This window comes from Rathayibacter sp. AY1A3, assembly GCF_002930975.1.
Taxonomy (GTDB): Bacteria; Actinomycetota; Actinomycetes; order Actinomycetales; family Microbacteriaceae; genus Rathayibacter.
Window position 1 is genome coordinate 26,546 of the sequence record NZ_PSTO01000023.1, and the last position, 26,289, is coordinate 52,834.

A 26,289-nucleotide genomic window follows, 5' to 3' on the forward strand; every position below is an offset into this window, starting at 1 on the left:
GATCCGGTCGAGGCACCGGTCCGACGCGGATCGCGGGATCTCGGCGCTGGTCCCTCCTCCGTTGCGAGCGCGTTCCGACTCAGACCGCGTCCTGCAGCGGCTGCGGGAGGGCCGAGACGAACGCGCGGGCCGCGGCGCTCGGACGTTCCGGCACCGCCACCATCGTCCGCCACACCAGGAGCGGATCGGCGAGCGCCACCGCCCGCAGCCCGGCCGGGCGCTTCTCGGCGAAGTGCGCCGGCACGACCGCGATCCCCATGCCGTACTCGACCAGGTCGAGCAGCGTGTGCACGTCGTTCACCTCGAGCTCGACCTCGAACGCGAGGCCGTGCGCCGCGAACGCCCGCGCCGCGAGGTGACTCGCCGCCCAGTGCTCCTGCAGCCCCACGATCGTCTCGCCCGCCAGGTCCGGGATGCGGCAGCCGACGCGGCTCGCGAGCGGGTGACCCGGGCGCACGAGCACCGCGAAGCCCTCGCTCGCCAGCGGCATCGTCCGCACGCCGCCCGGAACGGCTCCGATGTCGGCGACCAGCGCCAGGTCGAGGCGGCCGGCGGCGACGGAGTCGAGCAGCGTGCCGGACCCCTCGTGGATCAGCCGGAGCGCGACTCCCGGGTGCTGCTCGCGGAAGGTCGCGAGCTCACGCGGCAGGTGCACGCCGCCGAGGCACTCCTCCGTGCCGACCGCGAGGCTCCCGCGGAGCACCCCCTGCACGGCGAGAACCGCGTCGCGGGCGGCGAGCGCGCTGGCGACCGATCGCTCCGACTCCGCGAGCATCGCCCGACCGGCCGGCGTCAGCTCGACCCGGCGCGTGCTGCGGGTGAAGAGGGGGCTGCCCAGCTCGCTCTCGAGCGCGCGGATCGACGCCGAGAGGCCCGACTGCGAGATCTGCAGGGCGCTCGCGGCGCGGGTGAAGTGCTGCTCCTTCGCGACGGCGAGGAAGTGTTCGAGCTGTCGCAGTTCCATGGGTCCATCCTCGTCGCGCGGGCGGAGGAGCGGGGACCGGACCCGGCACTCCCCAGCGGCCGCTCGGCCGCCGGGTGCGGAGCCGGCCGGCGGGTACGGCGGCGGCGGCCGCGAGAGCCGGCCCGGCTCAGGCGTCGGCGGACGAGATCGCGAGGACGATCGCCGTCAGCGTCGCCCGCAGGCGCTCGAGCGACGCGGGCTCCGACTCGTCCTCGAGGATCGACTGCTTGACCGCGTCGTCGTAGCCCGCCACCAGCAGGCGCACGGCGGTCGTGGGCTCGAGGGAGAACTCGCGGCGCACCTGGCGCAGCGCCCCGTGCACGATCTGCACGAGCGAGGCGTCGAAGCCGGCGCGGAAGTCGCGGTACTGCGGAGCGATCCGCGGGTCGCGGAGCGCGAGCAGCTCGAACTCCGACTCGACCACGCACCAGCGGCGGTTGTCGGTGGCAGGACCCTGAAGGAAGTCGAGGATGACCACGGCCAGCGTCTCGGCCGTCAGCGGCTCGTCGGCCGAGACGACGCGCGGGATCGTGCGGTCCATCTGCTCGACGAGGGCGGTCACCCGGGCGCCGTTCTCCCGCTCCATGAGCGCGAAGAACAGCTCCTCCTTGCTGGAGAAGTTGGAGTAGAAGGCGCCGCGCGAGAACCCGGCGCGCTCGCAGATCTGCTCGACGGACGCGCTGTGCACGCCGGTCTCGGCGAAGACGTCGTAGGCCGCGTCGAGCAGGCGCTCGCGGGTGCGGCCGCGGCGGGAGGTCTCGGGAGGGGTGGAGTCGATCGCCGTCATCACCAGCCTCCTGCCCGCCCTGTCAACACCTTCGACGCCGTTCACCTTATCCGATACATTCACGTATCGAATACGGTCCTGTATCGGATACGCTCGTGTATCGGAGCCCGGCTCCGCCCTGGTACAGAGACGTATCGCCACCCTCCCCACCCATCGTCAGGAGACCGCGTGTCGTCGCTGCTCTACCGTCTCGGTCGTCGCGTGTACCGCGCCCACCGCCTCGTCGCCGTCCTGTGGCTGCTGATCGTGGTGGCGGGCGGAGGAGGAGCGCTGCTGCTCAACCAGGGCACCGACAACACGTTCTCCATCCCGGGCACGCAGTCGCAGACCGCCCTCGACCAGCTCGAGCGCACCTTCCCCCAGGTCAGCGGCACGTCCGCGCGGTACGTGGTCGTCGCGCCCGACGGAGGCAGCGTCCAGGACGCCGACGTGAAGGGCCCCGTCAGCGACGCGGTCGCCGCGCTCGGCGACGTCGACGAGGTCGCGGCCGTCACGGACCCGTACTCGGACAGCGTCTCCGGCACGATCTCCGACGCCGGGAACGCCCTCGTCATCACCGCGCAGATGGACGGCTCCGCCACCACCACGAGCCCCGAGAGCCGCGACGCGCTGAAGGCCGAGGCGACGACCCTCCAGGACGCGCTGCCCGCCGGGTCCGTGGTCTCGCTCGGCGGCGACCTCTTCGCCCAGAACCTCCCCGGCGTGACCATCACGGAGGCGATCGGCCTCGTGGTCGCCCTCGTCGTCCTCGTGCTCACCTTCGGCTCGTTCCTGGCCGCCGGCATGCCGCTGGTCACCGCACTGCTCGGCGTCGCCCTCTCGATGTCGGCCATCTTCATCGCCACCCGCTTCGCCTCGATCTCCTCGACCACGCCGCTCCTGGCGCTGATGCTGGGCCTGGCGGTCGGGATCGACTACGCCCTCTTCATCATCAGCCGCCACCAGGACCAGCTGAAGCAGGGCATGGACCCGGAGGAGTCGACCGCGCGGGCGACCGCGACCGCGGGCTCCGCCGTCGTCTTCGCGGGCCTGACCGTGATCATCGCGCTCGTCGGCCTCTCGGTCGCGGGCATCCCGTTCCTCACCACGATGGGCGTCGCAGCGGCGGGCGGAGTCGCGATCGCCGTGGTCATCGCGCTCACCCTGACCCCCGCCCTCCTCGGCTTCGCCGGCGCGCGGCTGCGCCCGAAGGAGCGCCGCGCGAAGAAGAAGGCCGCGAAGGCCGCCGCCGCCGCGGGCACCCACGTCGACACCGAGGCGCACGAGGAGGCGGCGACCGCCTCCCCCGGCGGCCACGTGCACGCCGAGGTCCCGCGCGGGTTCTTCCGCGGCTGGGTCCGGGTCGTCACGCGCTTCCCGATCGTGACGATCATCGCGGTGATCGGCGTGCTCGGCGTCGCGAGCATCCCGGCGCTCAGCCTCCGCCTCGCCCTGCCGGACGCCGGCTACCAGGCCGAGGGCACTCCCGCGCGCACCACCTACGACCTGCTCGCCGAGAACTTCGGCGCCGGCTACAACGGCCCGCTCATCGTCACCGGCACGATCATCGGCTCGACCGATCCGCTCGGCCTGATGGACGACCTCAAGGGCGAGATCGAGAAGCTCGACGGAGTCGCCTCGGTGCCGCTCGCGACGCCCAACGAGACCGCCGACACCGGCATCATCCAGGTCATTCCCGAGGGCGGCCCCGACTCCGAGGCCACCAAGGCGCTGGTCGCCGAGATCCGCGACAAGCACGACTACTTCCAGCAGGAGTACGGCGTCGACCTCGCAGTGACCGGCCAGACCGCGGTCGGGATCGACATCTCGGACACTCTCGCCAAGGCCCTGCTGCCGTTCGGCCTGCTCGTCGTGGGCCTGTCGCTGGTGCTGCTGACGATGGTGTTCCGCTCGCTCTGGGTGCCGATCAAGGCGACGCTGGGCTACCTGCTGTCGGTCGGTGCGTCCTTCGGCGCCGTGGCGGCGGTGTTCGAGTGGGGATGGTTCTCGGACGCTCTGCACGTCGACAAGACGGGCCCGATCATCAGCTTCATGCCGATCATCCTGATGGGCGTGCTCTTCGGCCTCGCGATGGACTACGAGGTGTTCCTGGTCTCGCGGATGCGCGAGGACTACGTGCACGGGAGGCCGGCGCGCGCCGCCGTCGAGTCGGGCTTCGTCGGCTCGGCCAAGGTGGTCACGGCCGCCGCGGTCATCATGTTCTCGGTCTTCGCCGCCTTCGTGCCGGAGGGGGACACCAACATCAAGCCGATCGCGCTCGGGCTCGCCGTGGGCGTCTTCGTCGACGCGTTCATCGTGCGGATGACGCTGGTGCCCGCCGTGCTGCACCTGCTCGGCGACCGCGCCTGGCACATGCCGCGCTGGCTCGACCGCGTCCTGCCGTCCTTCGACGTCGAGGGCGAGGGCCTCACGAAGGAGCTCGCGCTGGCCGACTGGCCGGAGCCCGGATCCACCGACGTGATCGCGGCCGAGGACCTCCGCCTCGACGGACCCGACGGTCCCGTCTACAGCGGCGTCTCGCTGCGGGTCGCGCCCGGCTCCTCCCTCGTGGTCCACGGGCCGCACCGCTCCGGCCGCACCGCGCTGCTGCTGAGCATCGCCGGCCGGCTCGCCCCCGACTCCGGGCGCCTGAAGGTCGCGGGCCTGGTCGTGCCGATCCGCTCCGCCGCCGTGCGCGGCCGGGTCGGGCTGGTGCGCCTCGCCGGAGCCGCCGACCCCGTCGCCGACGTCCGGTCGGCTCTGGAGTCGGCCCCGCCGATCCTGGTGCTCGACGACCTCGACACGGTCACCGACCCGCAGCTGCGCGGCGCGATCCGAGCCGAGCTCGACGCCGCCCGCGCCGCCGACGACGCGTTCACCGTGGTCGCCTCCTCCGTCGACGCCGAGGCGCTCGACGACCTCCTCCCCTCCGACCGCGGCGTGCTCGCGGTCTCGCCCGCGGCCGAGCGCCGCGCGATCGCAAAGGTCCTCTGACAGATGGCTCTCCTCTCCCTCGAACGCCCCCGCGGCGTCAAGAAGGTGTCCTGGCTGACCCTTCTCGGGATCGTCCTGGTCCCCCTCGTCATCGGCGGCCTCCTGGTGTGGGCGCTGTGGAACCCGACCGAGCGACTCGACACGATCACGGCCGCCGTGGTCAACGAGGACACCCCGGTCGAGATCAACGGGCAGACCGTGCCGCTCGGGCGCCAGCTCGCGGCCGGCCTGGTGACGGGCGGCACCGACTCCGCGAGCTCGGACGCCCCCTCCTCCACCCCCTCGGCGAGCGCGACGCCGTCCGCGAGCACGACCCCGGTGCCCAACGTCTCCGGCTCGGACTCGACGGGCAACTTCACCTGGGTCCTCACGGACAAGGACGACGCCGCGAAGGGCCTCGCCGACGGCAGCTACGCGACCGTCGTGACGATCCCCTCCTCCTTCTCCGCCGCCGCCACCTCGTACTCGGGCGACGCCGCGGAGGCGACGAAGGCGACCATCGACATCGCCACCAGCGAGAAGGCCAAACTCGTCGACGACGCCATCTCGGCCACGGTGACCAGCACCGCCACCTCGCTGCTCAACACGCAGCTGACCACGGCCTACCTCGAGAACGTCTACGTCGGCTTCAACACCCTCAACGAGCAGATCGGCCAGGCGGCCGAGGGCGCGGGCACGCTCGCCGACGGCGCCGACCAGCTCGGCACCGGGGCCTCGACCCTCGCCGACGGCACGAGCAGCCTCGCCGACGGGATCGACGAGCTCGCCACCGGCGCCTCCTCGCTCTCGGACGGCGTCGGGCAGATCGGCACCGGAGCCTCATCCCTCGCCGACGGCGTGGGGCAGCTGGGCACCGGGGCCTCCGATCTGTCCGGCGGAGTCGCGCAGCTGGCCACCGGTGCGCGCGGCCTCTCCGGCGGAGTGGGACAGCTCGCGACGGGCGCCCGCGACTCGGCGACCGGGGCGACCGCGCTGCAGGGCGGCGCCTCCGACCTGGCCGACGGGCTCGACCAGCTGAGGGAGGGAGTGGTGAGGACCGGCGACGGGACCCAGCAGGTCGCCGCCCTCAGCGCCGGCGCCGCCGCCGCCACTGCGGGGACCTTCGAGGCGCTCAGCGCCGCGCTCGAGGGCTGCGAGACGACGCAGTGCCTCGCCGCGCGCGCCGTCATCGCCTCGGCGGACGGACCCACCGGCGCGACCACCCTCGCCACGACGACCGCGGGAGCCGTCGCCGGGATCGACGCGGGCATCCGCCTCGGCGGCGACGGGCAGCCCTCGCTGATCGACGCGGTCGGGCAGTCCGCCACCGGCGCGCGCACTCTCTCGGGGGGCATCGGACAGCTGTCCGGCGGCCTGACGCAGCTCGCCGACGGCGCGGACGACGCCGCGGGCGGAGCGTCCCAGCTCGCCGACGGCCTCGACACCACGGCGGCCGGGTCCGCGCAGCTCGCGACCGGCGCCACCACCGCCGCGGCCGGCGCCCGCGACCTCGCGACCGGCGCGACCACGGCCGCGGGCGGCGCCGCCGACCTCGCGACGGGAGCCTCCTCCGCCGCCGACGGAGCCGACCAGCTCGCCGACGGCGCGAGCGGGGTCTCGGACGGCGCCGTGCAGCTCGCCGACGGCACCCGCACGCTCGCGACCGGCCTCGACGCCGCCGTCGCGCAGCTCCCGACCTACACCGAGTCGGAGTCGACGAACCTCGCCGACGTCGTCTCGGACCCGGTCGAGAACGCGAGCAGCGCGACCGACCTGTTCGGAGCCTCCAGCGTCCCGTTCTTCGCGACGATCGCCCTCTGGCTGGGCGCCCTCGCGACGTTCCTGGTGCTCGCGGCGTTCTCGCACCGCGCGCTCTCCTCGACCCGCTCCTCCGCCGCGCTCGCCCTCTCCTCCTACGTGCCGGCGCTCGTGATCGGCGTGGTGCAGGGACTCGCGGTCGCGATCGTGATGAGCGGGGTCGCGGGCCTGGAGCCGGGCCGCTGGGTCGGCTTCGCCCTTCTGGCGATGCTCACCGGCGCCTCGTTCGCCGCGGTGAACCAGGGGCTGGTCGCCCTGCTCGGAGGGATCGGCCGCTTCCTCGCGATGGTCGCGGCGGTGATCGCGCTCGGCGCGGGCATCATCTCGACGGTCCCCGGGCTGTTCGACGACGTGCTCGGGTTCCTGCCGCTCTCGGCGGCGCAGAACGCGCTGTCCGGAGTGGTCGAGGGCACCGACGGCACGGCCGGCGCCGTCGTCGGCCTGGTGATCTGGCTGCTGTTCGGGCTGCTGCTCACCGTCGCCGCGATCGCCCGTCGCCGGGTCGTCTCGGTCCGCGCCCTGCACCGCACCGCGGAGGCGTAGGCCGCGCCTCGCGCCACTCCTCCCCCGAACCGGGGACGGGTGGCGCGAGGATCGCGCCACCGACGCGCCTCTCCGGGCGACCGATCCCGGCCGGGGCTAGCCTGACGCGATGGAGTCGGAACCGATGGCGATCCGGACGCGACGGGTGTACGGCCCATCGGTCCTGCGGCGCCTCCGCGCCCTCCTCCTGCGGCTCCTCGGCGCCGGCCTCGCGGCCGTGCTCATCCCGTTCGCCGTCCTCGCGGACCGCCGCGGGGTCCTCGACGAGTCGGTGCTCGCGCTCGGCCTCCTCGCCCTCACCGTCGTCATCGGACTGGCCTCGGCGGTCTCGCTCTTCGTCGTCTCCCCCACCCGCGTGATGACGACCGAGACGCAGGTCGTGCTGATGCGCGGCCGTCGCCGCCGCGAGCAGTGGCCCCGCCGGTCGGTCCGCTTCCTCGAGTCCGCCGACGGCGACGGCTTCGTCGCCTGGTGCCGCGGCGACGGAGTCGAGGTCCGCTGCGCGCACTTCCGCCCGGAGGACCTCGCCGCCCTGCTCGTCGACCTCGGCGCCGCCGCCCGCGTCCGCGACGCCCTGCCGCCCGCTCTGGCCGGGCCCGCCTCGGCCGTCCGCTTCCGGCCGCACCGCGCTCCGCTCCAGCGCCGGGCGGTCGCCCTGGTCGTCGTCGCCACGGAGGCGTTCGCCGCCGGCGTCCTGGCCGTCGCCCTCGCGGGATCCCCGTCGGGCGACCGCGCGCAGATCGCGCTGGGGGCGGTCGTCGTGGCGCTCTCCCTCCCGCTCGGGCTGGTCGCCGCGCGGCTGGCGCTGCGGCCCGGGCTGCCGGGCTCGATCGTGGTGTCGGAGTCGGCCATCCAGATCGACGGGCTGATCTTCCCGCTCGAGGCTCTGCGCTCGGTCGTCGCCTCGAGCCCGACGGGGAGCCATAGCCTCCGCCTGACCCTCACCGAGACGAACGGCCGCATCACGGAGGTTCCCCTCGGGCTGCGGGTGCCGACGCTGCGGCGCGACCAGCTCTTCCCCGACTACCCGCTGCTGCTCGGCGTGCTGCGCGAGCGCACGGCGGGGCTGCTGCGGATCGAGGGCTGAGCCTCAGTTCTCGGCGCCGTCGGCGATGCGCTGGTGGTGGTGGATGACCTCGGCGACGATGAACCCGAGGAACTTCTCGGCGAACGCCGGGTCGAGGTGCGACTCCTCGGCGAGCGCCCGCAGCCGCGCGATCTGGCGCGCCTCGCGCTCGAGGTCCGCGGCGGGCAGCCCGTGCGCGGCCTTCAGCCGGCCGACCTTCTGCGTGAACTTGAAGCGCTCGGCGAGCAGGTGGATCAGCGCCGCGTCGATGTTGTCGATGCTCTGACGGATCTGCACGAGCTCGGCCCGCGCCAGGGACTCCTCGTGCGACGGCTCCTCGTGCGACAGCTCCTCGGTCATGCCCCGACCCTAACGGACCGCCCCCGGACACGACGACGGCCCCTGCCCGGAGTCCGGGAGGGGCCGTCGAGAGGGCCCGGTCAGTCGACCAGGTTGATCTGCACGGGGATGTTGCCGCGGGTGGCGTTGGAGTACGGGCAGAGCTGATGCGCCGCATCGGCCACCTTCTGCGCGTCCTCGGAGCTCGCCTTCGGCACGTAGACGTCGAGCTCGACCGAGAGGCCGAAGCCGTCGGAGTCGTTCTTCCCGATCGAGACGCTGGCCGAGACGGCCGCGTCGGTCGTGTCGATCTTCAGCTGGCGACCGGCTCCGTGCAGGGCGCTGAGGAAGCAGGCGGAGTAGCCGGCCGCGAACAGCTGCTCGGGGTTGGTCCCCTCGCCGGAGCCGCCGAGCTCCTGCGGGGCGCGGGTGTCGAGGTCGAGACGGTCGTCCTCGGTGCGGACGTGGCCGTCGCGTCCTCCACCGGAGGCGTGGGCGATGGCGGTGTAGAGAGCATCCATCCCCCCATCCCACCACTCGGCCGCCGTGAGTCGGGTGAACGCGGGATGCACGTCCGTGCGTTCTCCCGGGAATCCCCCTCGGGAACGCTCCGGGGAGCGTCAAGCCCCTCCCCCTCGGCGCCCTCCGGGTGTGCGGTGGAGAGACACCGACCCCGACCGGCGCGAGCCGGAGAACGGACACGAGCATGCGAGCACTCACCTGGCAGGGCATCGAGAAGGTCTCGGTCGAGACCGTCCCCGACCCCCGCATCCAGCAGCCGACCGACGCGATCGTCCGGATCACCTCGACCGCGATCTGCGGCTCCGACCTGCACCTCTACCGCCTCCTCGGGCCCTACATCGACCGCGGGGACGTGCTCGGCCACGAGCCGATGGGCGTCGTCGAGGAGGTGGGCTCCGGAGTCACCACCCTGAAGCCCGGCGACCGCGTCGTCGTGCCCTTCAACATCGCCTGCGGCGAGTGCTTCATGTGCCGCCGAGGGCTGCAGTCGCAGTGCGAGACGACGCAGGTCACCGAGTACGGCTCGGGAGCGGCGCTCTTCGGCTACACGAAGATGTACGGCCAGGTCCCCGGAGGGCAGGCCGAGCTGCTCCGCGTGCCGCTGGCCGACTACAACACGATCGTCGTCGGCACGGACCTGCCGGACGAGCGCTACCTCTTCCTCAGCGACATCGTGCCCACCGCCTGGCAGGGCGTGGAGTACGCGCAGGTGCCCGACGGCGGGACCCTGGTCGTCTTCGGACTCGGCCCGGTCGGCCAGTTCGCGGCGCGGATCGGCGCCCACCGCGGCTACCGCGTCCTCGCCGTGGAGCCCGTCGCCGAGCGGCGTGCGATGGCCGAGCGGTACGGCGTGGAGACGTTCGACCTGTCCGATGACATCGCCGCGCAGCTGCGCGACCTCACGGACGGGCGCGGCCCCGACTCCGTCGTCGACGCGGTCGGCATGGAGGCGCACGGCTCGCCTGTCGGCTCGTTCGCGCAGTCGATGGCGGGGCTCCTGCCCGACCCGATCGCCCGCAAGGCGATGGACACGGTCGGCGTCGACCGCCTCGCCGCAGTGCACGCCTCCCTCGACCTGGTGCGCCGCGGCGGCACCGTGTCGCTGAGCGGGGTCTACGGCGGAGAGGCCGACCCGATGCCGCTGAAGTCGATGTTCGACAAGCAGGTGACGGTGCGGATGGGCCAGTGCAACGTGAAGCGCTGGATCGACGACCTGCTGCCGCTGGTGGAGGACTCCTCCGATCCGCTCGGCGTGATGGACCTCGTGACCCACCGGGCGCCGCTCGAGGACGCTCCGGCCCTCTACGAGACCTTCCAGAAGAAGGAGGACGGCTGCATCAAGGTCGTCCTGCACCCCTAGCCGGGGAACAGCGAAGGCGGCGCCCCCCGAGGGGAGCGCCGCCTTCGCGGTACTGCCGAGACCTACTTGAAGACGTCCTTGACGTCCTCGCCGGCCTTCTTGGCCGAGGCCGCGGCCTGGTCCTTCTGGCCTTCGGCCTTCAGGCTGTCGTCGTTCTTGTGGTCGCCCAGGGCTTCCTTCGCCTTGCCGGCGATGTCCTGAGCGGCGTTCTTGATCTTGTCATCGAGCCCCATGGTGGTGCCTCCTTCGCTGATCGTTGGCACGACCGTAGGACCGGGAACTGCCCGCTTCCTGGGAGCGGGAAGGGGCTTGCCCGGGCGCCCGCTGGACTGCGATGATTCGCGCCCTCGACCGGTGCCGGCCGGTCGAGGGCGCGGGATCAGGTCGCCGGGGTGGCGGACTCGGACGGAGCGGACTGCGAGGGCGCGTTCGTGGGCGTCTGCGACGATCCGTCGTCGGCGCTGGTGGGCACTGCGCTCCCCGACTGGATCGGCGTCTGGGCGTCGCCGGTGCAACCGGCCAGCAGGCCGATCGTCAGGGCGGAGGCGCCGAGCGCCCCGAGGATCCGTGCGGCGCTCACTTGCCCGTCACCGCGTCCTTGACGGCCCCCACTGCCTTCTCGACGATGTTCGGCTTCGGGTCGGTGCCGTAGAGGCGCTCGTCCGGCTGCGTGGGCGGGGGCATCGGGACGTTGCCGCCGGGCTCGGCGACCCGGTAGCTGAACTCTCCCTTGCCGTCCGGGGTCGGGCCCGAGGCCCAGCTGCCCTCGGAGGCCGCCGCTCCGTCCGAGAAGTTGATGTACTCGTACGACACCGAGCGCTCCTCCTTCGAGATCGGGAAGTTCGAGGGCACGGGCAGGTCCTCCCGGCCCTCCGCGCGCAGCTCGGCGGCCGCCGCGATCCACTGGTTCTGGTGCATGGTGTCGCGGGCCAGGAGGAACGACAGGAGGTCGCGCACGCCGTGGTCGTCGGTCATGTGGTACAGCCGGGCGACCTGGAGCCGGCCCTGCATCTCCGCGTTCGCGTTGGCGGTGAAGTCGGCCAGCAGGTTGCCGCTGGCGGTGATGTAGGAGCCCTGCCACGGGTTGCCCATGCTGTCGACGGGGCGCGCGCCGGCGCCGGCCACGATGGCGTGCTGCACGTCGGAGCCGCCGATGACCGCCGCGAGCACGGGGTCCTTCTTCATCGCGTCCTCGGACTGCTCGACCGGGGCCTTCTCGAGCAACTGGGCGATCATCACGGCGATCATCTCGACGTGGCCGAACTCCTCGGCGCCGATGCCGAAGAGCAGGTCCCGGTACTTGCCCGGGTCGTGGGCGTTCCAGGCCTGGAAGCCGTACTGCATCGCCACGGTGATCTCGCCGTACTGGCCGCCGAGCACCTCCTGGAAGCGGCGGGCGAAGACCGCGTCGGGCTTCGAGGGCGTGGACGTGAATTGGAGTTCCTGACGGTGGAAGAACATGACTGGTTGCCTTTCCGGGGTAGCCGGGCGGATCCGGGTGCGGACGTCCGATGTCTGTCCTCTCGACGGTAGGGAGCCCTGTTCGCGGGTCAGAAGGGGCTTGACGCGGCGGCGGAGCAGTCGATCCACGGGCCCTCGGGACCCGCCCTCGTGGGCGCGGGATGGTAGCCCCATCGGGGGGTCAGCCGCTATGCCCTTCCCGGTACTCGAGGGCCCGAACAGACTGGCGACGCCGGCACGCATTCATTCCCCACTCGATCCTGGAAGGGACAGACGATGTCGAACATCGATCCCGCTTCACCTCCGTTCGGAGACGGCGCCGCGAACTTCGGCGCGACCGAGACCCCCATCGACAGCGGGGCGCACGTCGCCTCCACGGACACCTCCTCCGGCTCCTCCTCGGGCGGCACGGCCGACTCCGCGAAGGAGAAGGCGAGCGCCGCCGCGGGCACCGCCAAGGACCAGGCCGGCGCCGTCGCCGGCGACGCCAAGCAGGCCGCGAGCGAAGTGCTCTCGACCGGCAAGGACGAGGCCGCCAACGTGGTCCAGGAGGCCAAGGTCCAGGTCAAGGACCTCTACGACCAGAGCCGCACCCAGCTCACCGAGCAGGCCCACGCCCAGAAGGAGAACGCCGCCAAGGGCGCCCGCGCCTTCAGCGACGACCTGACCGCGCTGGCCAACGGCGAGGGCGGCAGCGACAACGCCGCCGCGAAGCTCGTCTCCCAGGCGGCCACCCGCGTGCAGGGTGTGGCCTCGTGGCTCGAGAACCGCGACCCGTCCGAGCTCCTCGACGACGTCCGCGCGTTCGCCCGCCGCCGCCCGGGTGCCTTCATCCTCATCGCCGCGGCGACGGGACTCGTCGGCGGGCGCCTCATCCGCGCCCTGACCGCCGAGGCGAAGGACGAGAAGGAGGCGACGAGCACCCGCACCGACGGGCCCGAGTTCGACGCCCCCGCCTCGACCACCGCGTACTCCGACGCCTCCGCGTACGACGCGCCCGTCGCGTCCGCCTACGGCACCGTCGGCTCGAGCTCCCTCGAGCGCGACTACGCGCCGACCGAGCCCGTCGCCGACCCGCTCGACGGCGGCTTCCCGAACGGCGGCCGGCTGTGACCGACCCGACGGGCGTCCACCGCTCGACGGAGACGCCCGACCAGCGGGCCGGGTCGACGTCGCTGGGCGATCTGCTCGGCGAGATCTCGCGCGACCTCTCCACGCTGATCCGCCAGGAGATGGCCCTCGCCAAGGCCGAGCTCAAGGAGTCCGCCGGCAAGGCGGGCAAGGGAGCGGGCCTCCTCGGCGGGGCGGGCTACGCCGCGCTGATGGCCGTGCTCTTCCTCTCGATCGCCCTCTGGTGGGGCCTGGGCACTCTGATCGGCAACGGCTGGTCCGGAGTGGTCGTGGCCGTCATCTGGGCGATCGTGGCCGCGATCCTCTACGCGGTGGGCCGCAAGAGCCTGAAGCAGGTCGACGGCGCTCCCGAGACGGTCGACTCCCTCAAGAAGATTCCCGACACCCTCAAGCCGAACGGGGCAGGACGATGACGTACGACGCAGGACAGAACAAGACACCCGAGGAGATCCGGGCGGACATCGAGCGCACGCGCCTCGAGCTCGGCGGAGACGTCGACGCGCTGGCCGAGAAGGTCAGCCCGTCCGCCATCGCGCAGCGTCAGACCGACAAGGTCAAGTCGGCCGTGGGCTCCGTCCGCGACCGCGTGATGGGCTCGGCGCACGACGCCTCCGACTCGCTCTCGAGCGGTGCGGGCTCGGCGAAGGCCAAGGCCGAGGGCAACCCGTTCGCCGTGGGGCTCATCGCCCTCGGCGCCGGACTCCTCGTCGCCTCGCTCATCCCCGCCTCCAGCAAGGAGAAGGAGGCGGCGAGCCGCGTCAAGGAGCAGGCCCAGCCGGTCGTCGACAAGGTGACCGACGCGGCCAAGGAGGCGGCGAGCGAGCTCCGCGAGCCCGCGCAGCAGGCGTTCGCCTCCGTCAAGGAGACCGCGACCGACGCCGCGCAGAACGTCAAGGAGGCGGGCACCTCCGCCACCGACGACGTGAAGGACTCGGCCCGCGAGGCCAAGCACGCCGTCCAGGAGGACGTGCAGCACTGATCCGTCGGCGCTGACAGGGCGGTGGGCCTCCGGGCCCGCCGCCCTTCGTCGTGCCGCCGGGAATACACCGCCGCCCGCGCTCCTTGCCCTCCGTATGCGATCGATCGTCTACTCCCGCACCGGTGACTCCTCCGTCCTCTCCCTCGTCGACCGGGAGGAGCGGGCGCCGGGCGCCGGCGAGGTCCGCGTCCGCGTCCTGGCGTCGGGCGTGAATCCGACCGACTGGAAGGCGCGCGCAGACGGCGACCTCGCGTTCGACGAGGTCGTGCCGAACCAGGACGGCGCCGGTGTCGTCGAGGCGGTCGGCGAGGGCGTCGAGGGCCTGGCCGTCGGCGACCGGGTCTGGATGTACCTCTCCGCGCACCGCCGCCCCACCGGTACCGCGCAGGAGTCGGCGGTGCTCGCCGCTGAGCACGTCGTGCGCCTGCCCGAGGGCGTCGGCATCGACGTCGCCGCGAGCCTCGGCGTCCCCGCGATGACCGCCCACCGCGCCCTCACCGTGCACGAGCACGGCCCCTCCCGCCTCGCGCCTGGCGCCCTCGCCGGCCGCACCGTCCTGGTCCAGGGCGGCGCCGGAGCCGTCGGGCACGCCGCGATCCAGCTCGCGGTCTGGGCCGGGGCGACCGTCATCGCGACGGTGAGCAGTGACTCCAAGGAGCGGCTCGCCCGTGCGGCCGGCGCGCAGCACGTACTGCAGTACCCGGACGACGCGCTCGCCGACCGGATCCGCGAGCTCGCCCCCGAGGGCGTCCAGCACGTGGTCGAGGTCGCCCCGGCTCAGAACGCCGCGCTCGACGTCGAGGTGCTCGCCAACCACGGCAGCATCGGGTACTACGCGAACAACAACGGCGACGAGTTCACCGTGCCGATCGTCGCGAGCTTCGCGAAGAACGCCCGCTGGCAGGGCCTGCTGCTCTACACCGTGGGCGAGGAGGCGCTGCAGGCCGCGGCCGAGGACATCACCGCGGCCCTCGTCGACGGCGCGCTCCCGGTGGGCGAGGAGGCGGGCCTCCCGCTGACCTGGTTCCCGCTCGAGGAGACCGCGGCCGCCCACGACGCGGTCGAGCAGGGCGCGACGGGAAAGGTGCTCATCCGCGTCGCCGACTGACCGGGAGGGCTCGCCTCCGATCGACGACCGGCCGGATCATCCCCGGAGCGGGGGCGAGCCCGGGACGGTCGAGCGGTCGGCCAGGCCGGCCACGAGCTCGGCGAGCGCCTCCTCGGCCGTGCGGGTCGGCGCCCAGCCGAGCTCGGCGCGGGCGCGCTCGGTCGACATCACCGGGACGTTGCCCGCGATGTCGAGCCAGCCCGCGTCGGTGCGCTGCAGGCGCAGGTGCCAGGTCGCGGTGACGACGGAGCGGAGCAGCCCGAACGGCACCGTGACCAGGCGGGCGCCGAAGGCGTGCGCCAGCCGCTCCGGAGTGAGGACCGGCTCGGCCGCGATGTTGAAGGCCCCGCCGGCGCGCCGGTCGAGCGCGCGCCAGAAGGCGTCGGCCACGTCGTCGGCGTGCACGCCCTGGAAGACGATGCTCCGCGGCAGCGGCAGGACCGGGATCCGGACCGCCTTCAGCCACCGCGTCGGGTAGTGGGGACCGGCGAAGAGCCCGGCGATCTCCGTCGCCGCTCCGCGCTGGAAGACGAGCCCCGGGCGCAGGCGTGTGACGACGATCTCGGGGTGCCGCTCCTCGAAGGCGTCGAGCTGCCGCTCGTTCGCGGCCTTGTGGCGGCTGTAGGTCGAGGTGTGCAGGCCGCCCGTGGGCCAGTCCTCGGTCACCCGGATCGACTTCGGCGCGGCGCTGTAGGCGCCCACGGACGAGGCGACGGCGACCTGGCCGACTCCCGCGGCGGCGACCGCCTCGAGCACGGCCGCAGTGCCTCCGACGTCGACCAGCCGCTGGAACGGCTCGTCGTGGCTGGGCTGCAGCGCCCAGGCGAGGTGCACGACGGCGTCGACGCCGGCGAAGGCCTCGCGGAGCCGCCGCGGGGCGACGCTCGACGCGAGGTCGATCTCGACCCAGCGCACGTCGCGGTACTCCTCCGAGCGGAGCCGAGGGGCCCGGCGGGCGATGCCCACGATCTCCTCCACCCCGGCTTCGCCGTGCAGGCGCCGCAGCAGCGCCGTCCCCAGGTTGCCGGTCGCCCCGACGATCGCGATCCGCATGGCGTCATCCCTCCGGGAGCGGCGCGCGCCGACCCCCTCCTCCGAGGCTAGGCAGGGGCGCCGCCGGGGAGGAGCCGCTTGACAGCGGGGACGACGGGACGCTCGGCGGGGACCGCCGGCGGCCGGCGGGGTGAACGCTCCTCCCCAGGGCGGATGCGGCCTAGACCACGGCGGGAGCGGGCGCATCCCCCCGCGCGGCCGGCCGACGATCCCTAGCCTGGGACGATGCTGCCGACACCGCCCCGCCGCGTCCTCCCCGTGCGACACGAGGTCGAGGGCGTCACGCTGCGGACGGTCGACACCGGTCCGGCCGGAGCGGGCGCGGTGTTCGTCCTGATCCACGGGATCGGGATGTCGCACCACACCTTCTCGCCGCTCGCCGCCCGCCTGAAGCGGCACGGCCGGGTGATCGGCGTCGACCTCGCCGGCTTCGGCGCGAACGCGCGACCGCGGCGGAGGATCGGCCTCGAGGACCACGCGCGGCAGGTCGAGCAGGTCCTCCGCGGACTGGGCGTCTCGCGCGCGGTCGTCGTCGGTCACTCGATGGGGTCGCAGGTGGCGGTCGAGCTGGGGCTGCGCGCGCCCGGCCTGGTCGGCGGTGCGGTGCTCATCGGGCCGGTGGTGGATCCGCAGCGGCCCGGAGCGGTCCGCCAGGGGCTCGCGCTGCTGCGGGACTGCCTCGGCGAGCCGGTGGGCGTCGACGCGATCCTGCTGGCCGACTACCTGCGCGGCGGCCTGCGCTGGTACCTGCGCCAGCTGCCCGAGATGCTGCGGCATCCGGTGCAGGAGCGCGTCGCCGAGCTGGAGGTGCCGGTCCTCGTCGCCCGCGGCCACGACGACCCGATCGCCACCCGGGACTGGTGCGAGCGGCTCACGGCCCGCGCGCGCGAGGGGCGGCTCGTCGAGTTCGCCGGCTCGCGCCACGTCGTCCCCCGCACCGAGCCCGGAGCGCTCGCCCGCGAGATCCTCCGCTTCGCCGCTGCGCTCGGCGAGAGGCCCGCCGCCCCGCTGCCCCTCCGGTCGGAGCCTGCCGCATGAGCCGGCTCCGGCGCCTGGTGCGCGACGCCGTCTGGTGGATCCGCGACTACGCCTACGCCGTCGCCTGGCAGGTGCGCGGCGTCCTCTCGCGCCGTGCCCCGGACGACTACCTCGACGGCGACCGGCGGCCCGTCGTGGTCCTGCCGGGGATCTGGGAGACCTGGTCCTTCCTCCGCCCGATCATCGATCCGCTGCACGAGCGCGGGCACCCTCTCCACGTGCTGACGAGCCTCGGCCGCAACGGCCGCCCGGTCGCCCGGACGGCCGAGGACGTGGCCGCCTACCTCGCCGAGCACGGGCTCCGCGACGTGGTGATCGTCGCCCACAGCAAGGGCGGACTGATCGGCAAGTACGTGATGACCGAGCTCGACCCGGACGGCCGGGTCGACCGGATGGTCGCCGTGGCGACCCCGTTCGGCGGCTCCCGCTACGCGCCCTACCTGGTCCTCCGGAGCCTGCGCGCCTTCTCGCCGCGCGACGCCACGACCCTGCTGCTGTCGAGCCGCTCCGGAGCGAACGCGCGGATCACCTCCGTGTTCGGCCTCTTCGATCCGCACATCCCCGAGGGCAGCATGCTCGAGGGCGCGGTCAACGTCCGGATCGAGACCGGCGGGCACTTCCGCATCCTGAGCGACCCCGAGACGCTCACCGCGGTCGTCACGGCGGTCTCTGCGGAGGAGCGCGCCGACGGAGAGGCGCCCTGACGGCGGCGGAACCCCTCCGTAGCAACCCGCGTCGCCGCGGCGGAACCCCCTGGCGCCTCCGGCCCGCGAGGCGGAGCGTGGAGCCATGCCCGCCTCCTCCACCGGCCCGACCGAGCTCCTCCTCGTCCGTCACGGCGAGAGCCTCGCCAACATCGCGGCGAGCGCCGCCGAGGCCTCGGGGGCTCACGAGATCGCCGTCGACCGCCGCGACCCCGACGTCGAGCTCTCCCCCGCCGGCGAGGAGCAGGCGCGCGCGCTCGGCCGCTGGCTGGCCGAGGAGGCGCGACCCGCCTCCGCCTGGACGTCGCCCTACCGCCGCGCCTCCGCGACCGCCCGCCTCGCCCTCGGCGAGGCCGGCATCGACCTGCGGCTGCGCCCCGACGAGCGCCTGCGCGACCGCGACCTCGGCGTCACCGACCGCCTCACCTCCGCCGGCGTGCGGGCCCGGATGCCCGAGGAGGCGGCGCGGCGCGAGTGGCTCGGCAAGTTCTACTACCGACCGCCGGGAGGCGAGGCCTGGACGGACCTCGCGCTCCGCGTCCGCGCCTTCGTCGACCACCTCGCCGTCGCCGCGCCTCCCGGGCCGGCGATCCTCTTCTGCCACGACGCGGTCGTCCTCGTCCTCCGCTACGTCCTCGAGGGCCTCTCCGAGCACGAGCTGCTCGACATCGGCGCTTCGACGCCCGTCGCCAACGGCTCCGTCACCCGTCTCGTCCGCGACGGCGACGCGTGGCGCCTCGAGCTCTTCAACCGCACGTCCCACCTCGAGCGCTCCGGCGCACCCGTCACCCGGCACGACGACCGCGCGGCCGGAGAAGGAGACCCTCATGAGTGACCTCGTCTCCCGCGCCCTGCTCGAGCAGCGCTGGCCCCTCCCGGAGCCCGGAGGCTCGAAGCACTCCCGCGGCGACGTGGTCGTCGTCGGCGGCGCCCGCAAGACGCCCGGCGCCGCGATCCTCGCGGGGATCGCCGCGCTGCGGACCGGCGCGGGTCGCATCACGCTCTGCGTCGCCGAGTCGGTCGCGTCGGCCACCGCGGCCGCGCTGCCGGAGTGCGGAGTGGTCCCGCTCGCGGAGACGCGCACCGGCTCCGTCTCGGGCCGCGGGCTCGACGTCCTGGCCGGCGAGCTCTCCTCCGCCGACGTCGCCCTGATCGGACCCGGCCTGGACGACCCGCGCGCGACCGCCGCGACCCTCCGTGCCCTCGCTCCGCTCCTCGACGACGTGCCGGCCGTGCACCTCGACGCCTTCCCGCTCGGGGTCCTGCCCGGGCAGCGCCGTCTCGCGCGGAGGCTCGCGGGCAGGCTCCTGTTGACCCCGAACTCGGAGGAGGCGTCCCGGCTCCTCGGCGAGGAGGTCGACGACGTCGAGCGGGCCGCCCTCGCGGTCGCCGAGCGCTACGGCGCGGTGGTGAGCCTGTTCAACACGATCGCCTCGCCCGACGGCGACGCGGTGCGGATCGAGGGCGAGCACCCCGGGCTGGCCACCGCTGGCAGCGGCGACGTGCTCGCCGGAACGACGGCGGGCCTGCGCGGGCGCGGCGTCGATCCGATGGGCGCGGCCGCGTGGGGCGCGTTCCTGCACACGGAGGCGGACACGCGCCTCTCCGCACGGATCGGCCCGGCCGGGTACCTCGCGAGCGAGATCCCGGGGGAGTTCCCGCGCGTGCTGGCGGGCTGAACGGCGCGGGTGCGCTGAGGACGGCAGTCGTTCCGAGGCGGGCCGGCGGTGCGAGCGCCCCGGACCGAGCCTGCAGCGCGAGCCCCGGCGGTCACCGTGACCGCGGCGTCGACCTCAGTGCGCGACGTCGGCGACCGAGAACGCCACTCCCGGCGTGATCAGGATCGAGGTCTCGCGGGGCTCGCCCTCGCCCTGGTTCACCGTGATCCAGCGCGACGCGGAGCCGTCCAGGGCGCGGTCGATGCTCTCGCGCACCTCCGCGGCCGACGTCTCGCTCAGGCTGAACGGCGCTCCGCCGTAGATGATCTCGACGCGCTTCACAGCATGCTCTCCTCGCTCTGACGGGCGGTCCCGTGGGGCTCCTCGCTGATCCGCAGCCCGTGCGCCGTGTGCGAGTCGGCGAGCAGCTGTCGGATCCAGTCCGGGTTGATGTTCGGGGCACGGCCGCCGTGGTACTTGAAGCGCAACGGGATGGCGGGGTGCAGCCAGATCGAGGTGCGTCCGTCGCCGACCGCCTGCGAGTCCTTCCACGAGAAGTAGAAGGACTCGTTGCGCGCGAGCTTCGAGCCGATCACGATCTGCAGGTGCGCCAGCAGACGGTCGTCGAAGTCGGCCTCGAGGGTCGAGTCGTAGATCAGTCGCCCCATCAGGCGGTTCTCCGTTCGGGAAGTCGCCCGTCCGCGAAGGATCGGGCGGAGTCGTGAGTGTCGATCCTACCGGCGCCCCGGATGCTCACCAGGAGTCGTCCTCGCCGTGGAAGTGCGGGATCTCGGTGTCGACGGCGGAGAGGGGCCCGGCGCCGCCGTCCTCCTCGGCCACGGGGTGCGAGACGCCCAGGCGGGCCGTCTCGCGGGTGAAGCGCTCGACGAGCTCCTCGTCGAGGAGCTCCTCGGCTCCGTCGTCCTCGGACTCCGAGAACAGCTGGCTCGCCGGTCCGATCAGCAGCGCCGCCCGTCCGGGCCGGCCGGACTCCTGGCGGATCGGGATGTCGACCGTGATCGACCCCTTGGTGAGCGCCAGCGCCTCCGCGTAGGCCAGCAGCGACCGCGCGATGGCGGTACCCGTCAGCACGGAGCTGCCGGCGTAGTGGATGCGTTCCATGCCTCCTTCCTACTCCTCGGGCGGCCGCCCGGTCAGCGGTTGCGCGGTCGAGGCGGGGAGCGCTAGCGCCGCGTCGATCCGGCGGTCGAGCGCGTCGCGGACGGCCGGCCACTCGGCCGCGAGGATCGAGTGGACGGCAGTGTCGCGCCACGAGCCGTCGGCCCGCCGCTGGTCGTGGCGGAGCACCCCCTCGAACACGGCGCCGAGACGGAGGATCGCGGCCCGCGAGCGCGCGTTCACCGCATCCGCCTGGAGCTTCACCCGCTCGTAGCCGCTGTCGAAGGCGAGCCCGAGCACCAGCCGCTTCGCCTGCGGGTTCACGACGGTGCCCCACGTCTCGGGCGCGTAGGCCGTCCAGCCGAGGTGGGCCGCCTCGCGCGCCTCGTCGAAGTCGGCCAGCGAGGTCGTGCCGACGACGCGTCCCTCCTGCAGCACGGCGAACGGCAGGCCCGTGCCCCAGGGGTAGTAGCGGTCGACGAAGGCGCGGAACTCCTCCGGGGTGCCGGGGAGGCCGGACGGTCCTCCTCCGTAGCCGCCGGCGAACACCTCCGGACGCCCGATCGCCCGCCCGAGCGGCTCGACGTGCTCGACGGCGAGCGGCTCGAGGACGATCGAGCGGCCGACGAGCGTGACGGGACCGGGGCGGCGGGGGCTGCTCATGCGATCAGTGTGGGGCACCGTGCCAGCATGGCTCCATGAGCACCGCCGCGCTGTTCGAGTCCGCCGCCGCCGCCCTCGTCGGCCTGCTCGCGCAGGTGCGGGAGGACCAGTGGGAGCAGCCGGGGCTCGGCGTCTGGGACGTCCGCGGCCTCGCGGGCCACGCGTCGCGGGCGGTGCTGACGGTCGAGGCGTACCTCCTCGCTCCGGAGCCGCCCGAGCCGACCATCGAGGACGCGCTCGACTACTACGCCGCGCTGGCCGGGAACGTCGCCGACCCCGCGGCGGTGGCGCGGCGCGGGGTCGAGGCGGGGCTGCTGCTCGGCGACAGGCCGGCTCAGGCGCTGGCGGAGGCGGCGGGCCGCGCGGTCGAGCTGGTCGCCGCCCAGCGTCCCGGCCGCCTCGTCGCCGTGGGCGGCCACGCGATCGAGCTGGACGAGTACCTCCGGACCCGGCTGCTCGAGCTGGTCGTGCACACGCTCGACCTCTCGCGGGCCACCGGGATCCCGCACGTGCTGCCCGCCGAGGCCGTCGAGGCGTGCTGCGCGCTGACCGGTGGGCTGGCCGCTCGAGCCGGACGCGGCGAGGAGCTCCTGCTCGCGCTGAGCGGGCGGGAGCCCCTCGCCGCGGGGTTCTCGGTGGTGTGAGGGCGCCGGCCCTCCGGCTGCGGGTCCTCCGCGGCGCCGGCCCTCAGGCCACGGCGAGAGCGGCGACCGGCGACACCTTCGTGGCGCGGCGGGCGGGCAGCACGGCCGAGACGACCGTGATCACGACGCCCACCACGAGCACCGCCACCAGGATCGGCACCGGGACGGTCGGCGGGATCAGTCCGATGCCCGGCAGCGAGCCGAACACCGAGATCGCGCCGCACCAGCCGTAGACGATCCCGAGCACGATGCCGAGCACCGCGGCAGCGATGATCATCTGCGCCGCCTCGAGCACCACCATCGACCGCACCTGCGAGCCGGTGAAGCCGAGCGCGCGGAGCAGGCCCAGCTCGCGCCGGCGCTGCAGCACGCTGAGCGACAGCGTGTTGACCATGCCGACGGCGGCCAGGACGACCGAGAAGCCGAGCAGGACGCTCATCACCGCGGTGCTCACCTGGATGAACTGCTCGAACGCCGCGATCACCTCGGGGTTCGTCTCGCCCGAGCGCTCCATGATCGTGCCGAAGGTGGCGGCGGCGACCGCGAACATCGTGACCAGCGACACTCCGATGACCAGTCCGATGACGGCGCGGGCGCTGCGCGCCGGATTGCGGACGGCGTTGGCGGACGCCAGTCGGGCGACGGGGCCCCGGCCGAAGGCGCGGCCCACGAGGGCCGTGAGCGGAGGGAGCAGGACGGGCGCCCCGAGGATCACGCCGGTGAAGGACGCCATGCCTCCGACCAGCCCGAGCAGGACGCCACCGGGGTTGGCGAGCCCGAACACCACGCCGGCGGCGAGCAGCAGCGCGCCGACCACGACGAAGACGATCGCCGTGACGTTGCGGGCGGTGCGGCCGCGCAGCTCCTCGTAGCGGGGCTCGGCGGAGGATCCGGCGGCCTGCGACGGCGCGACCGCGAGCACGCGGCGCGATCCGGACCACGAGGCGATGACCGTCGAGGCGACCACGGCGATCAGCGGCAGCACGAGGCCGGGCGAGACGAGCGGGTAGTCGAAGCGGGGCAGGGTGCCGCTCCGGATGGCGATCTCCGCCGCGAGCGCCACGAGAGCGACGCCGGCGACCAGGCCGATCGCCGCTCCGAGGAGCCCCTGCAGGAGGCCCGTGCGGACGATCCCGCTGCGCAGCGACCGGCCGGAGGCGCCGAGCAGGCGCAGCAGGGCGATCTCGCGGGTGCGCCCGGCGATGACGGTCGAGACCGCGTTGGCCGTGACGATCCCGCCCACGAACACCGCGATGCCGAAGAAGACGGCGCCGACCATCCCGAGCATGAGGGCGACCTGGCCGATGCCGTCGATCCCCGCCGCCGCGAAGGCCGCGACCATGTCGGCGATGACCTGCACCAGCACGGCGCCGAACGCCGCGGCGAGTGCGGCGACGGTGACGATGGCGCCCCCGCCCTGGCTCGAGCCCGTGCGCACGCCGCTCACGCCGCGCCCTCCATCGTGAGCATCGCGCGCGAGATCTCCTCGGCGCTCATCCCGCGGCGGTCGTCGACGACGGCCCCGTCGCGGAGGAAGACGATGCGGTCGGCGTAGGCCGCCGCGATCGGGTCATGGGTGACCATGGCGATCGACTGGCCGTACTCGCGGGTGGAGGCCCGGAGCAGGCTGAGGACCTCGCGGCCGGTGCGCGAGTCCAGGTTGCCGGTGGGCTCGTCGGCGAAGATCAGCTGCGGCCGGGTGGCGAGGGCGCGGGCGATCGCCACGCGCTGCTGCTGCCCGCCCGAGAGCTCGTGGGGCCGGTGCGTGAGGCGCTCGCGGAGCCCGAGGGACTCGATCAGCCGGGCGATCCACTGCTCCTCGTCGCCGGTCACGGAGCGGCCGTCGAGCTCGAACGGGAGGCGGATGTTTCCGCGCACGTCGAGCGTGGGGACGAGGTTGAAGGCCTGGAAGACGAAGCCGACGCTGCGGCGGCGGAGCACGGTCAGCTCGGCGTCGCTCATCGAGGTGATCTCGGCGTCCCCGAGGAACACGCGGCCGGAGGAGGCGGTGTCGAGGCCGGCGAGGACGTGCATGAGCGTCGACTTGCCGGATCCGCTGGGGCCCATCACCGCGGTGAACTCGCCCCGCTCGATCGAGAGCGTGACGTCGTCGAGGGCGACGACGGGCGGCGTGCTGCCGTAGAGCTTGCGCACGCCCTCGACGCGCGCCACGACGGAGGAGGTCTGGTTCTGCATGTCCTCGACGCTACGGAGGCACCCGTGTCGCCGGCGTCGTCCGCAGTGGCTCGCGGCGTCATCCCTCCGGCGGACCCGCGGTGGTCCTGCGGGGTCAGCGGGGCCGGAGCCCCGCCCGGCGGAGGGCGAGGGCCGCCAGCGCGGCGGTGACGGCGGGGTCGCCGGTCCGCCAGCCCGCGGCGGCCTCCGGGTGCGCGGCGAGGATGTCGCGGGGGGACGCCTGGGTGAGCGCGCGCAGGGCCAGCAGCTCGGTTCCGCCGCCGGTCGAGCCGAGGGCGCGCAGCTCGGCGGTCCGGCGGGCGAAGCGGAGCCGGGGCCGGAGCCAGAGCACGGCCAGGAGCAGGAGCGGGAGGCCCCCGACGGCGAGCCCGGCGACCACGGCCAGGGCGCTCGCGAGCTGCTGCTGGTCGCGTCCGGCGGCGGCGAGCACGGAGCCGGCCCCGCTCGCCTCGTCGAACGGCGCGCGCACGGCGTCGCCGAGCAGGGGGATGCCGCCGAGGGTGGTCCCGGCGTCGCTCATGGTCGAGCCGAAGCCGCTGCCGGCGCTCTCGAGCCGACGGCCGATCTCGGCCAGGCCGGCGATCAGCGAGCCGACCGCGATCCCCGCGGCGATCGCCACGACGGCCACGCCGAGAGCGAGGGCGTCGGCCAGGATCTGCCGCGCGCGGACGGCCGGGAGGTCGGCGTAGATCTGCATGCGCCGATTATCCGGCGCGCTCGGCGGCGGGCGTGTCCACACCGGAGGAAGGATTCGTCGAGAGGGCCCGGGATCCGCGTCACTCCGCGAGGTCCCCGACGTTCTTCCTCGGTTGTGAACACGTCGGCCGCCTCCGAGAGGGCTGCCCGGCTCGACTCCTCGCCGCTTCTAGTCGAGCAGGTCGTGCAGCACGACGACCTGCTCGCGCTCCGGCCCGACGCCGATCGCCGAGAACCGGGCGCCGCTCATCGCCTCGAGCGCGCGCACGTAGTCCTGCGCGGTCTGCGGCAGGTCCGAGAACTCGCGGCAGCCGGAGATGTCCTCCTGCCAGCCGGGGAACTCCTCGTAGATCGGCTTCGCGTGGTGGAAGTCGCTCTGCGAGACCGGGACCTCGTCGTGGCGCACGCCGTCGACGTCGTAGGCGACGCAGACGGGGATGGTCTCGAGGCCCGAGAGCACGTCGAGCTTGGTGAGGACGAAGTCGGTGACCCCGTTGATCCGCGCCGAGTAGCGGGCGATCGGGGCGTCGTACCAGCCGCAGCGGCGCGGGCGGCCGGTCGTGGTGCCGAACTCGAAGCCCTGCCGGCGGAGGTACTCGCCCCACTCGTCGAAGAGCTCGGTCGGGAACGGTCCGGCGCCGACGCGGGTCGTGTACGCCTTGATCACCGCGATGACGCGGTCGATGCGGTTCGGCGCGACTCCGGACCCGGTGGCCGCTCCTCCCGAGGTCGCGTTGGAGGAGGTGACGAACGGGTAGGTGCCGTGGTCGACGTCGAGCATCGTGGCCTGGCCGGCCTCGAACAGCACCGTCCTGCCGGCGTCGAGCGCCTGCGAGAGGACGAGCGACGTGTCGGCGACCATCGGGCGGAGGCGCTCGGTGTACTGCAGCAGGTCCTCCAGCACCTGCTCGACCAGGATCGCGCGGCGGTTGTAGACCTTCACCAGCAGGTGGTTCTTCTGGTCGAGGGCGCCCTCGACCTTCTGGCGGAGGATGTTCTCGTCGAAGAGGTCCTGGATGCGGATGCCGACGCGGTTGATCTTGTCGGCGTACGCCGGGCCGATGCCGCGGCCGGTGGTGCCGATCTGGCGCTTGCCGAGGAAGCGCTCCGTCACCTTGTCGAGTATGCGGTGGTAGCTGGTGATGACGTGCGCGTTGGCGCTGACGAGCAGCTTCGACACGTCGACCCCGCGCGCGCTCAGCGCCTCGAGCTCGTGGAACAGCACCTCGATGTCGACGACGACGCCGTTCGCGATGACCGGGACGACGCCCGGGGTGAGGATGCCGGAGGGGAGCAGGTGCAGGGCATACTTCTCGTCGCCCACCACGACGGTGTGCCCGGCGTTGTTGCCGCCGTTGAACTTCACGACGTAGTCGACGCGGCTGCCGAGGAGGTCGGTGGCGCGTCCCTTGCCCTCGTCGCCCCACTGGGCGCCGGTGATGACGATTGCTGGCATGGCGTGTCCTTCTCGACGGGGGGGGCGGGGGT

The 26,289-nt window shown here is 73.7% G+C and carries 29 protein-coding genes; 13 read left to right on the forward strand and 16 right to left on the reverse strand.

The features are described from left to right. Nucleotides 1-79: 79 nt before the first annotated feature. Both C5C10_RS11605 and C5C10_RS11610 read right to left on the reverse strand, forming a co-directional pair. Nucleotides 80-964, reverse strand: a complete 885-nt coding sequence (locus C5C10_RS11605) for a LysR family transcriptional regulator (RefSeq protein ID WP_104222755.1) — start codon at nucleotides 962-964, stop codon at nucleotides 80-82. Between the two features lie 127 nt (nucleotides 965-1,091). Continuing rightward, nucleotides 1,092-1,751 carry a TetR/AcrR family transcriptional regulator gene (locus tag C5C10_RS11610; RefSeq protein WP_104234269.1) on the reverse strand — a complete coding sequence of 220 codons (660 nt, stop codon included), beginning with the start codon at nucleotides 1,749-1,751 and terminating at the stop codon, nucleotides 1,092-1,094. Nucleotides 1,752-1,919: 168 nt separating this feature from the next. Here C5C10_RS11610 and C5C10_RS11615 point away from each other — a divergent pair, with 168 nt between their 5' ends. From C5C10_RS11615 to C5C10_RS11625, 3 genes are all read left to right on the forward strand, one after another. Beyond that, complete coding sequence (locus tag C5C10_RS11615; protein WP_104222757.1) at nucleotides 1,920-4,724, forward strand: MMPL family transporter; 2,805 nt, start codon at nucleotides 1,920-1,922, stop codon at nucleotides 4,722-4,724. A 3-nt stretch (nucleotides 4,725-4,727) separates the two neighbouring features. Then, nucleotides 4,728-7,064, forward strand: coding sequence for a YhgE/Pip domain-containing protein (locus C5C10_RS11620; RefSeq protein ID WP_104329298.1), 2,337 nt, complete (start codon nucleotides 4,728-4,730; stop codon nucleotides 7,062-7,064). A gap of 109 nt (nucleotides 7,065-7,173) precedes the next feature. Then, nucleotides 7,174-8,151 (forward strand): hypothetical protein, encoded by a 978-nt coding sequence (locus C5C10_RS11625; RefSeq protein ID WP_146082160.1) that lies wholly within the window; start codon nucleotides 7,174-7,176, stop codon nucleotides 8,149-8,151. A 3-nt stretch (nucleotides 8,152-8,154) separates the two neighbouring features. Here C5C10_RS11625 and C5C10_RS11630 read toward each other — a convergent pair whose 3' ends face one another. Together C5C10_RS11630 and C5C10_RS11635 are read right to left on the reverse strand one after the other, a co-directional pair. Further along, nucleotides 8,155-8,490, reverse strand: coding sequence for a chorismate mutase (locus C5C10_RS11630; protein ID WP_104329300.1), 336 nt, complete (start codon nucleotides 8,488-8,490; stop codon nucleotides 8,155-8,157). Nucleotides 8,491-8,570: 80 nt separating this feature from the next. Further along, on the reverse strand, nucleotides 8,571-8,990 hold the full coding sequence (locus C5C10_RS11635) for an organic hydroperoxide resistance protein (RefSeq protein WP_104222761.1): 420 nt from the start codon (nucleotides 8,988-8,990) through the stop codon (nucleotides 8,571-8,573). Nucleotides 8,991-9,175: 185 nt separating this feature from the next. Between C5C10_RS11635 and C5C10_RS11640 the strand changes: the two genes are divergently transcribed. Beyond that, nucleotides 9,176-10,351, forward strand: coding sequence for a zinc-dependent alcohol dehydrogenase (locus tag C5C10_RS11640; protein WP_104247475.1), 1,176 nt, complete (start codon nucleotides 9,176-9,178; stop codon nucleotides 10,349-10,351). Between the two features lie 62 nt (nucleotides 10,352-10,413). Here C5C10_RS11640 and C5C10_RS11645 read toward each other — a convergent pair whose 3' ends face one another. From C5C10_RS11645 to C5C10_RS11655, 3 genes are all read right to left on the reverse strand, one after another. Beyond that, nucleotides 10,414-10,584, reverse strand: coding sequence for a CsbD family protein (locus tag C5C10_RS11645; RefSeq protein ID WP_104222763.1), 171 nt, complete (start codon nucleotides 10,582-10,584; stop codon nucleotides 10,414-10,416). A 146-nt stretch (nucleotides 10,585-10,730) separates the two neighbouring features. Next, nucleotides 10,731-10,931, reverse strand: coding sequence for a hypothetical protein (locus C5C10_RS11650; RefSeq protein WP_104329301.1), 201 nt, complete (start codon nucleotides 10,929-10,931; stop codon nucleotides 10,731-10,733). Then, nucleotides 10,928-11,812: a manganese catalase family protein gene (locus C5C10_RS11655; protein WP_104222765.1), complete on the reverse strand. Its 885-nt coding sequence runs from the start codon at nucleotides 11,810-11,812 to the stop codon at nucleotides 10,928-10,930. Before C5C10_RS11655 ends, C5C10_RS11650 begins: the two co-directional genes overlap by 4 nt. Before the next feature lie 276 nt (nucleotides 11,813-12,088). On the opposite strand from C5C10_RS11655, the gene C5C10_RS18220 reads away from it, so the two are divergent. From C5C10_RS18220 to C5C10_RS11675, 4 genes are all read left to right on the forward strand, one after another. After that, entirely contained in the window at nucleotides 12,089-12,925 is an 837-nt protein-coding gene (locus tag C5C10_RS18220) for a hypothetical protein (RefSeq protein ID WP_104225698.1), read from the forward strand. Continuing rightward, on the forward strand, nucleotides 12,922-13,356 hold the full coding sequence (locus tag C5C10_RS18225; protein ID WP_104329302.1) for a phage holin family protein: 435 nt from the start codon (nucleotides 12,922-12,924) through the stop codon (nucleotides 13,354-13,356). Before C5C10_RS18220 ends, C5C10_RS18225 begins: the two co-directional genes overlap by 4 nt. Continuing rightward, nucleotides 13,353-13,922: a DUF3618 domain-containing protein gene (locus tag C5C10_RS11670; RefSeq protein ID WP_104222768.1), complete on the forward strand. Its 570-nt coding sequence runs from the start codon at nucleotides 13,353-13,355 to the stop codon at nucleotides 13,920-13,922. The genes C5C10_RS18225 and C5C10_RS11670 overlap by 4 nt, the downstream gene beginning before the upstream one ends. Nucleotides 13,923-14,016: 94 nt before the next feature. Then, on the forward strand, nucleotides 14,017-15,030 hold the full coding sequence (locus tag C5C10_RS11675; RefSeq protein WP_104329303.1) for an NADPH:quinone reductase: 1,014 nt from the start codon (nucleotides 14,017-14,019) through the stop codon (nucleotides 15,028-15,030). Between the two features lie 36 nt (nucleotides 15,031-15,066). Here C5C10_RS11675 and C5C10_RS11680 read toward each other — a convergent pair whose 3' ends face one another. Then, nucleotides 15,067-16,083: an NAD-dependent epimerase/dehydratase family protein gene (locus tag C5C10_RS11680; protein ID WP_104222770.1), complete on the reverse strand. Its 1,017-nt coding sequence runs from the start codon at nucleotides 16,081-16,083 to the stop codon at nucleotides 15,067-15,069. Nucleotides 16,084-16,308: 225 nt separating this feature from the next. Here C5C10_RS11680 and C5C10_RS11685 point away from each other — a divergent pair, with 225 nt between their 5' ends. The 4 genes from C5C10_RS11685 (at nucleotide 16,309) to C5C10_RS11700 (ending at nucleotide 19,504) form a co-directional block, all read left to right on the forward strand. Beyond that, a complete protein-coding gene (locus tag C5C10_RS11685; protein WP_104329304.1) occupies nucleotides 16,309-17,121 on the forward strand; it encodes an alpha/beta fold hydrolase in 813 nt (270 codons plus the stop codon). Next, the gene (locus tag C5C10_RS11690) at nucleotides 17,118-17,825 is read left to right on the forward strand and encodes a triacylglycerol lipase (RefSeq protein WP_104239324.1); all 708 of its coding nucleotides are present in this window, start codon (nucleotides 17,118-17,120) and stop codon (nucleotides 17,823-17,825) included. The genes C5C10_RS11685 and C5C10_RS11690 overlap by 4 nt, the downstream gene beginning before the upstream one ends. A gap of 85 nt (nucleotides 17,826-17,910) precedes the next feature. Beyond that, on the forward strand, nucleotides 17,911-18,660 hold the full coding sequence (locus C5C10_RS11695; RefSeq protein WP_104250670.1) for a histidine phosphatase family protein: 750 nt from the start codon (nucleotides 17,911-17,913) through the stop codon (nucleotides 18,658-18,660). Beyond that, a complete protein-coding gene (locus C5C10_RS11700) occupies nucleotides 18,653-19,504 on the forward strand; it encodes an NAD(P)H-hydrate dehydratase (protein ID WP_104329305.1) in 852 nt (283 codons plus the stop codon). The genes C5C10_RS11695 and C5C10_RS11700 overlap by 8 nt, the downstream gene beginning before the upstream one ends. A gap of 114 nt (nucleotides 19,505-19,618) precedes the next feature. Here C5C10_RS11700 and C5C10_RS11705 read toward each other — a convergent pair whose 3' ends face one another. The 4 genes from C5C10_RS11705 to C5C10_RS11720 form a co-directional block, all read right to left on the reverse strand. After that, nucleotides 19,619-19,825: a hypothetical protein gene (locus C5C10_RS11705; protein WP_104222775.1), complete on the reverse strand. Its 207-nt coding sequence runs from the start codon at nucleotides 19,823-19,825 to the stop codon at nucleotides 19,619-19,621. Beyond that, nucleotides 19,822-20,151 carry an ATP-dependent DNA ligase gene (locus C5C10_RS11710; RefSeq protein ID WP_104222776.1) on the reverse strand — a complete coding sequence of 110 codons (330 nt, stop codon included), beginning with the start codon at nucleotides 20,149-20,151 and terminating at the stop codon, nucleotides 19,822-19,824. Before C5C10_RS11710 ends, C5C10_RS11705 begins: the two co-directional genes overlap by 4 nt. Before the next feature lie 85 nt (nucleotides 20,152-20,236). Then, nucleotides 20,237-20,605 (reverse strand): hypothetical protein, encoded by a 369-nt coding sequence (locus tag C5C10_RS11715; protein ID WP_104222777.1) that lies wholly within the window; start codon nucleotides 20,603-20,605, stop codon nucleotides 20,237-20,239. Nucleotides 20,606-20,614: 9 nt separating this feature from the next. Further along, on the reverse strand, nucleotides 20,615-21,265 hold the full coding sequence (locus C5C10_RS11720; protein ID WP_104329306.1) for a GNAT family N-acetyltransferase: 651 nt from the start codon (nucleotides 21,263-21,265) through the stop codon (nucleotides 20,615-20,617). Between the two features lie 35 nt (nucleotides 21,266-21,300). Here C5C10_RS11720 and C5C10_RS11725 point away from each other — a divergent pair, with 35 nt between their 5' ends. Then, the gene (locus C5C10_RS11725; RefSeq protein WP_104274505.1) at nucleotides 21,301-21,909 is read left to right on the forward strand and encodes a maleylpyruvate isomerase N-terminal domain-containing protein; all 609 of its coding nucleotides are present in this window, start codon (nucleotides 21,301-21,303) and stop codon (nucleotides 21,907-21,909) included. A gap of 43 nt (nucleotides 21,910-21,952) precedes the next feature. Here the strand turns inward: C5C10_RS11725 and C5C10_RS11730 are convergent, their stop codons facing one another. The 4 genes from C5C10_RS11730 to C5C10_RS11745 form a co-directional block, all read right to left on the reverse strand. After that, the gene (locus tag C5C10_RS11730) at nucleotides 21,953-23,356 is read right to left on the reverse strand and encodes an FtsX-like permease family protein (RefSeq protein WP_104329307.1); all 1,404 of its coding nucleotides are present in this window, start codon (nucleotides 23,354-23,356) and stop codon (nucleotides 21,953-21,955) included. After that, nucleotides 23,353-24,105, reverse strand: coding sequence for an ABC transporter ATP-binding protein (locus C5C10_RS11735; RefSeq protein ID WP_104222781.1), 753 nt, complete (start codon nucleotides 24,103-24,105; stop codon nucleotides 23,353-23,355). The genes C5C10_RS11730 and C5C10_RS11735 overlap by 4 nt, the downstream gene beginning before the upstream one ends. Nucleotides 24,106-24,199: 94 nt before the next feature. Then, nucleotides 24,200-24,802, reverse strand: coding sequence for a hypothetical protein (locus tag C5C10_RS11740; RefSeq protein ID WP_104225708.1), 603 nt, complete (start codon nucleotides 24,800-24,802; stop codon nucleotides 24,200-24,202). A gap of 168 nt (nucleotides 24,803-24,970) precedes the next feature. Further along, entirely contained in the window at nucleotides 24,971-26,257 is a 1,287-nt protein-coding gene (locus C5C10_RS11745) for an adenylosuccinate synthase (protein WP_104329308.1), read from the reverse strand. Nucleotides 26,258-26,289: the final 32 nt, after the last annotated feature.

What these genes read in the sequence shown, in the direction of transcription:
- C5C10_RS11605 (WP_104222755.1), bottom strand. Translation starts at nt 964, where the DNA reads ATGGAACTGCGACAGCTCGAACACTTCCTCGCCGTCGCGAAGGAGCAG.
- C5C10_RS11610 (WP_104234269.1), bottom strand. Translation starts at nt 1,751, where the DNA reads ATGACGGCGATCGACTCCACCCCTCCCGAGACCTCCCGCCGCGGCCGC.
- C5C10_RS11620 (WP_104329298.1), top strand. Translation starts at nt 4,728, where the DNA reads ATGGCTCTCCTCTCCCTCGAACGCCCCCGCGGCGTCAAGAAGGTGTCC.
- C5C10_RS11625 (WP_146082160.1), top strand. Translation starts at nt 7,174, where the DNA reads ATGGAGTCGGAACCGATGGCGATCCGGACGCGACGGGTGTACGGCCCA.
- C5C10_RS11630 (WP_104329300.1), bottom strand. Translation starts at nt 8,490, where the DNA reads ATGACCGAGGAGCTGTCGCACGAGGAGCCGTCGCACGAGGAGTCCCTG.
- C5C10_RS11635 (WP_104222761.1), bottom strand. Translation starts at nt 8,990, where the DNA reads ATGGATGCTCTCTACACCGCCATCGCCCACGCCTCCGGTGGAGGACGC.
- C5C10_RS11640 (WP_104247475.1), top strand. Translation starts at nt 9,176, where the DNA reads ATGCGAGCACTCACCTGGCAGGGCATCGAGAAGGTCTCGGTCGAGACC.
- C5C10_RS11645 (WP_104222763.1), bottom strand. Translation starts at nt 10,584, where the DNA reads ATGGGGCTCGATGACAAGATCAAGAACGCCGCTCAGGACATCGCCGGC.
- C5C10_RS11655 (WP_104222765.1), bottom strand. Translation starts at nt 11,812, where the DNA reads ATGTTCTTCCACCGTCAGGAACTCCAATTCACGTCCACGCCCTCGAAG.
- C5C10_RS18220 (WP_104225698.1), top strand. Translation starts at nt 12,089, where the DNA reads ATGTCGAACATCGATCCCGCTTCACCTCCGTTCGGAGACGGCGCCGCG.
- C5C10_RS11670 (WP_104222768.1), top strand. Translation starts at nt 13,353, where the DNA reads ATGACGTACGACGCAGGACAGAACAAGACACCCGAGGAGATCCGGGCG.
- C5C10_RS11675 (WP_104329303.1), top strand. Translation starts at nt 14,017, where the DNA reads ATGCGATCGATCGTCTACTCCCGCACCGGTGACTCCTCCGTCCTCTCC.
- C5C10_RS11680 (WP_104222770.1), bottom strand. Translation starts at nt 16,083, where the DNA reads ATGCGGATCGCGATCGTCGGGGCGACCGGCAACCTGGGGACGGCGCTG.
- C5C10_RS11685 (WP_104329304.1), top strand. Translation starts at nt 16,309, where the DNA reads ATGCTGCCGACACCGCCCCGCCGCGTCCTCCCCGTGCGACACGAGGTC.
- C5C10_RS11690 (WP_104239324.1), top strand. Translation starts at nt 17,118, where the DNA reads ATGAGCCGGCTCCGGCGCCTGGTGCGCGACGCCGTCTGGTGGATCCGC.
- C5C10_RS11695 (WP_104250670.1), top strand. Translation starts at nt 17,911, where the DNA reads ATGCCCGCCTCCTCCACCGGCCCGACCGAGCTCCTCCTCGTCCGTCAC.
- C5C10_RS11700 (WP_104329305.1), top strand. Translation starts at nt 18,653, where the DNA reads ATGAGTGACCTCGTCTCCCGCGCCCTGCTCGAGCAGCGCTGGCCCCTC.
- C5C10_RS11710 (WP_104222776.1), bottom strand. Translation starts at nt 20,151, where the DNA reads ATGGGGCGACTGATCTACGACTCGACCCTCGAGGCCGACTTCGACGAC.
- C5C10_RS11715 (WP_104222777.1), bottom strand. Translation starts at nt 20,605, where the DNA reads ATGGAACGCATCCACTACGCCGGCAGCTCCGTGCTGACGGGTACCGCC.
- C5C10_RS11720 (WP_104329306.1), bottom strand. Translation starts at nt 21,265, where the DNA reads ATGAGCAGCCCCCGCCGCCCCGGTCCCGTCACGCTCGTCGGCCGCTCG.
- C5C10_RS11725 (WP_104274505.1), top strand. Translation starts at nt 21,301, where the DNA reads ATGAGCACCGCCGCGCTGTTCGAGTCCGCCGCCGCCGCCCTCGTCGGC.
- C5C10_RS11735 (WP_104222781.1), bottom strand. Translation starts at nt 24,105, where the DNA reads ATGCAGAACCAGACCTCCTCCGTCGTGGCGCGCGTCGAGGGCGTGCGC.
- C5C10_RS11740 (WP_104225708.1), bottom strand. Translation starts at nt 24,802, where the DNA reads ATGCAGATCTACGCCGACCTCCCGGCCGTCCGCGCGCGGCAGATCCTG.
- C5C10_RS11745 (WP_104329308.1), bottom strand. Translation starts at nt 26,257, where the DNA reads ATGCCAGCAATCGTCATCACCGGCGCCCAGTGGGGCGACGAGGGCAAG.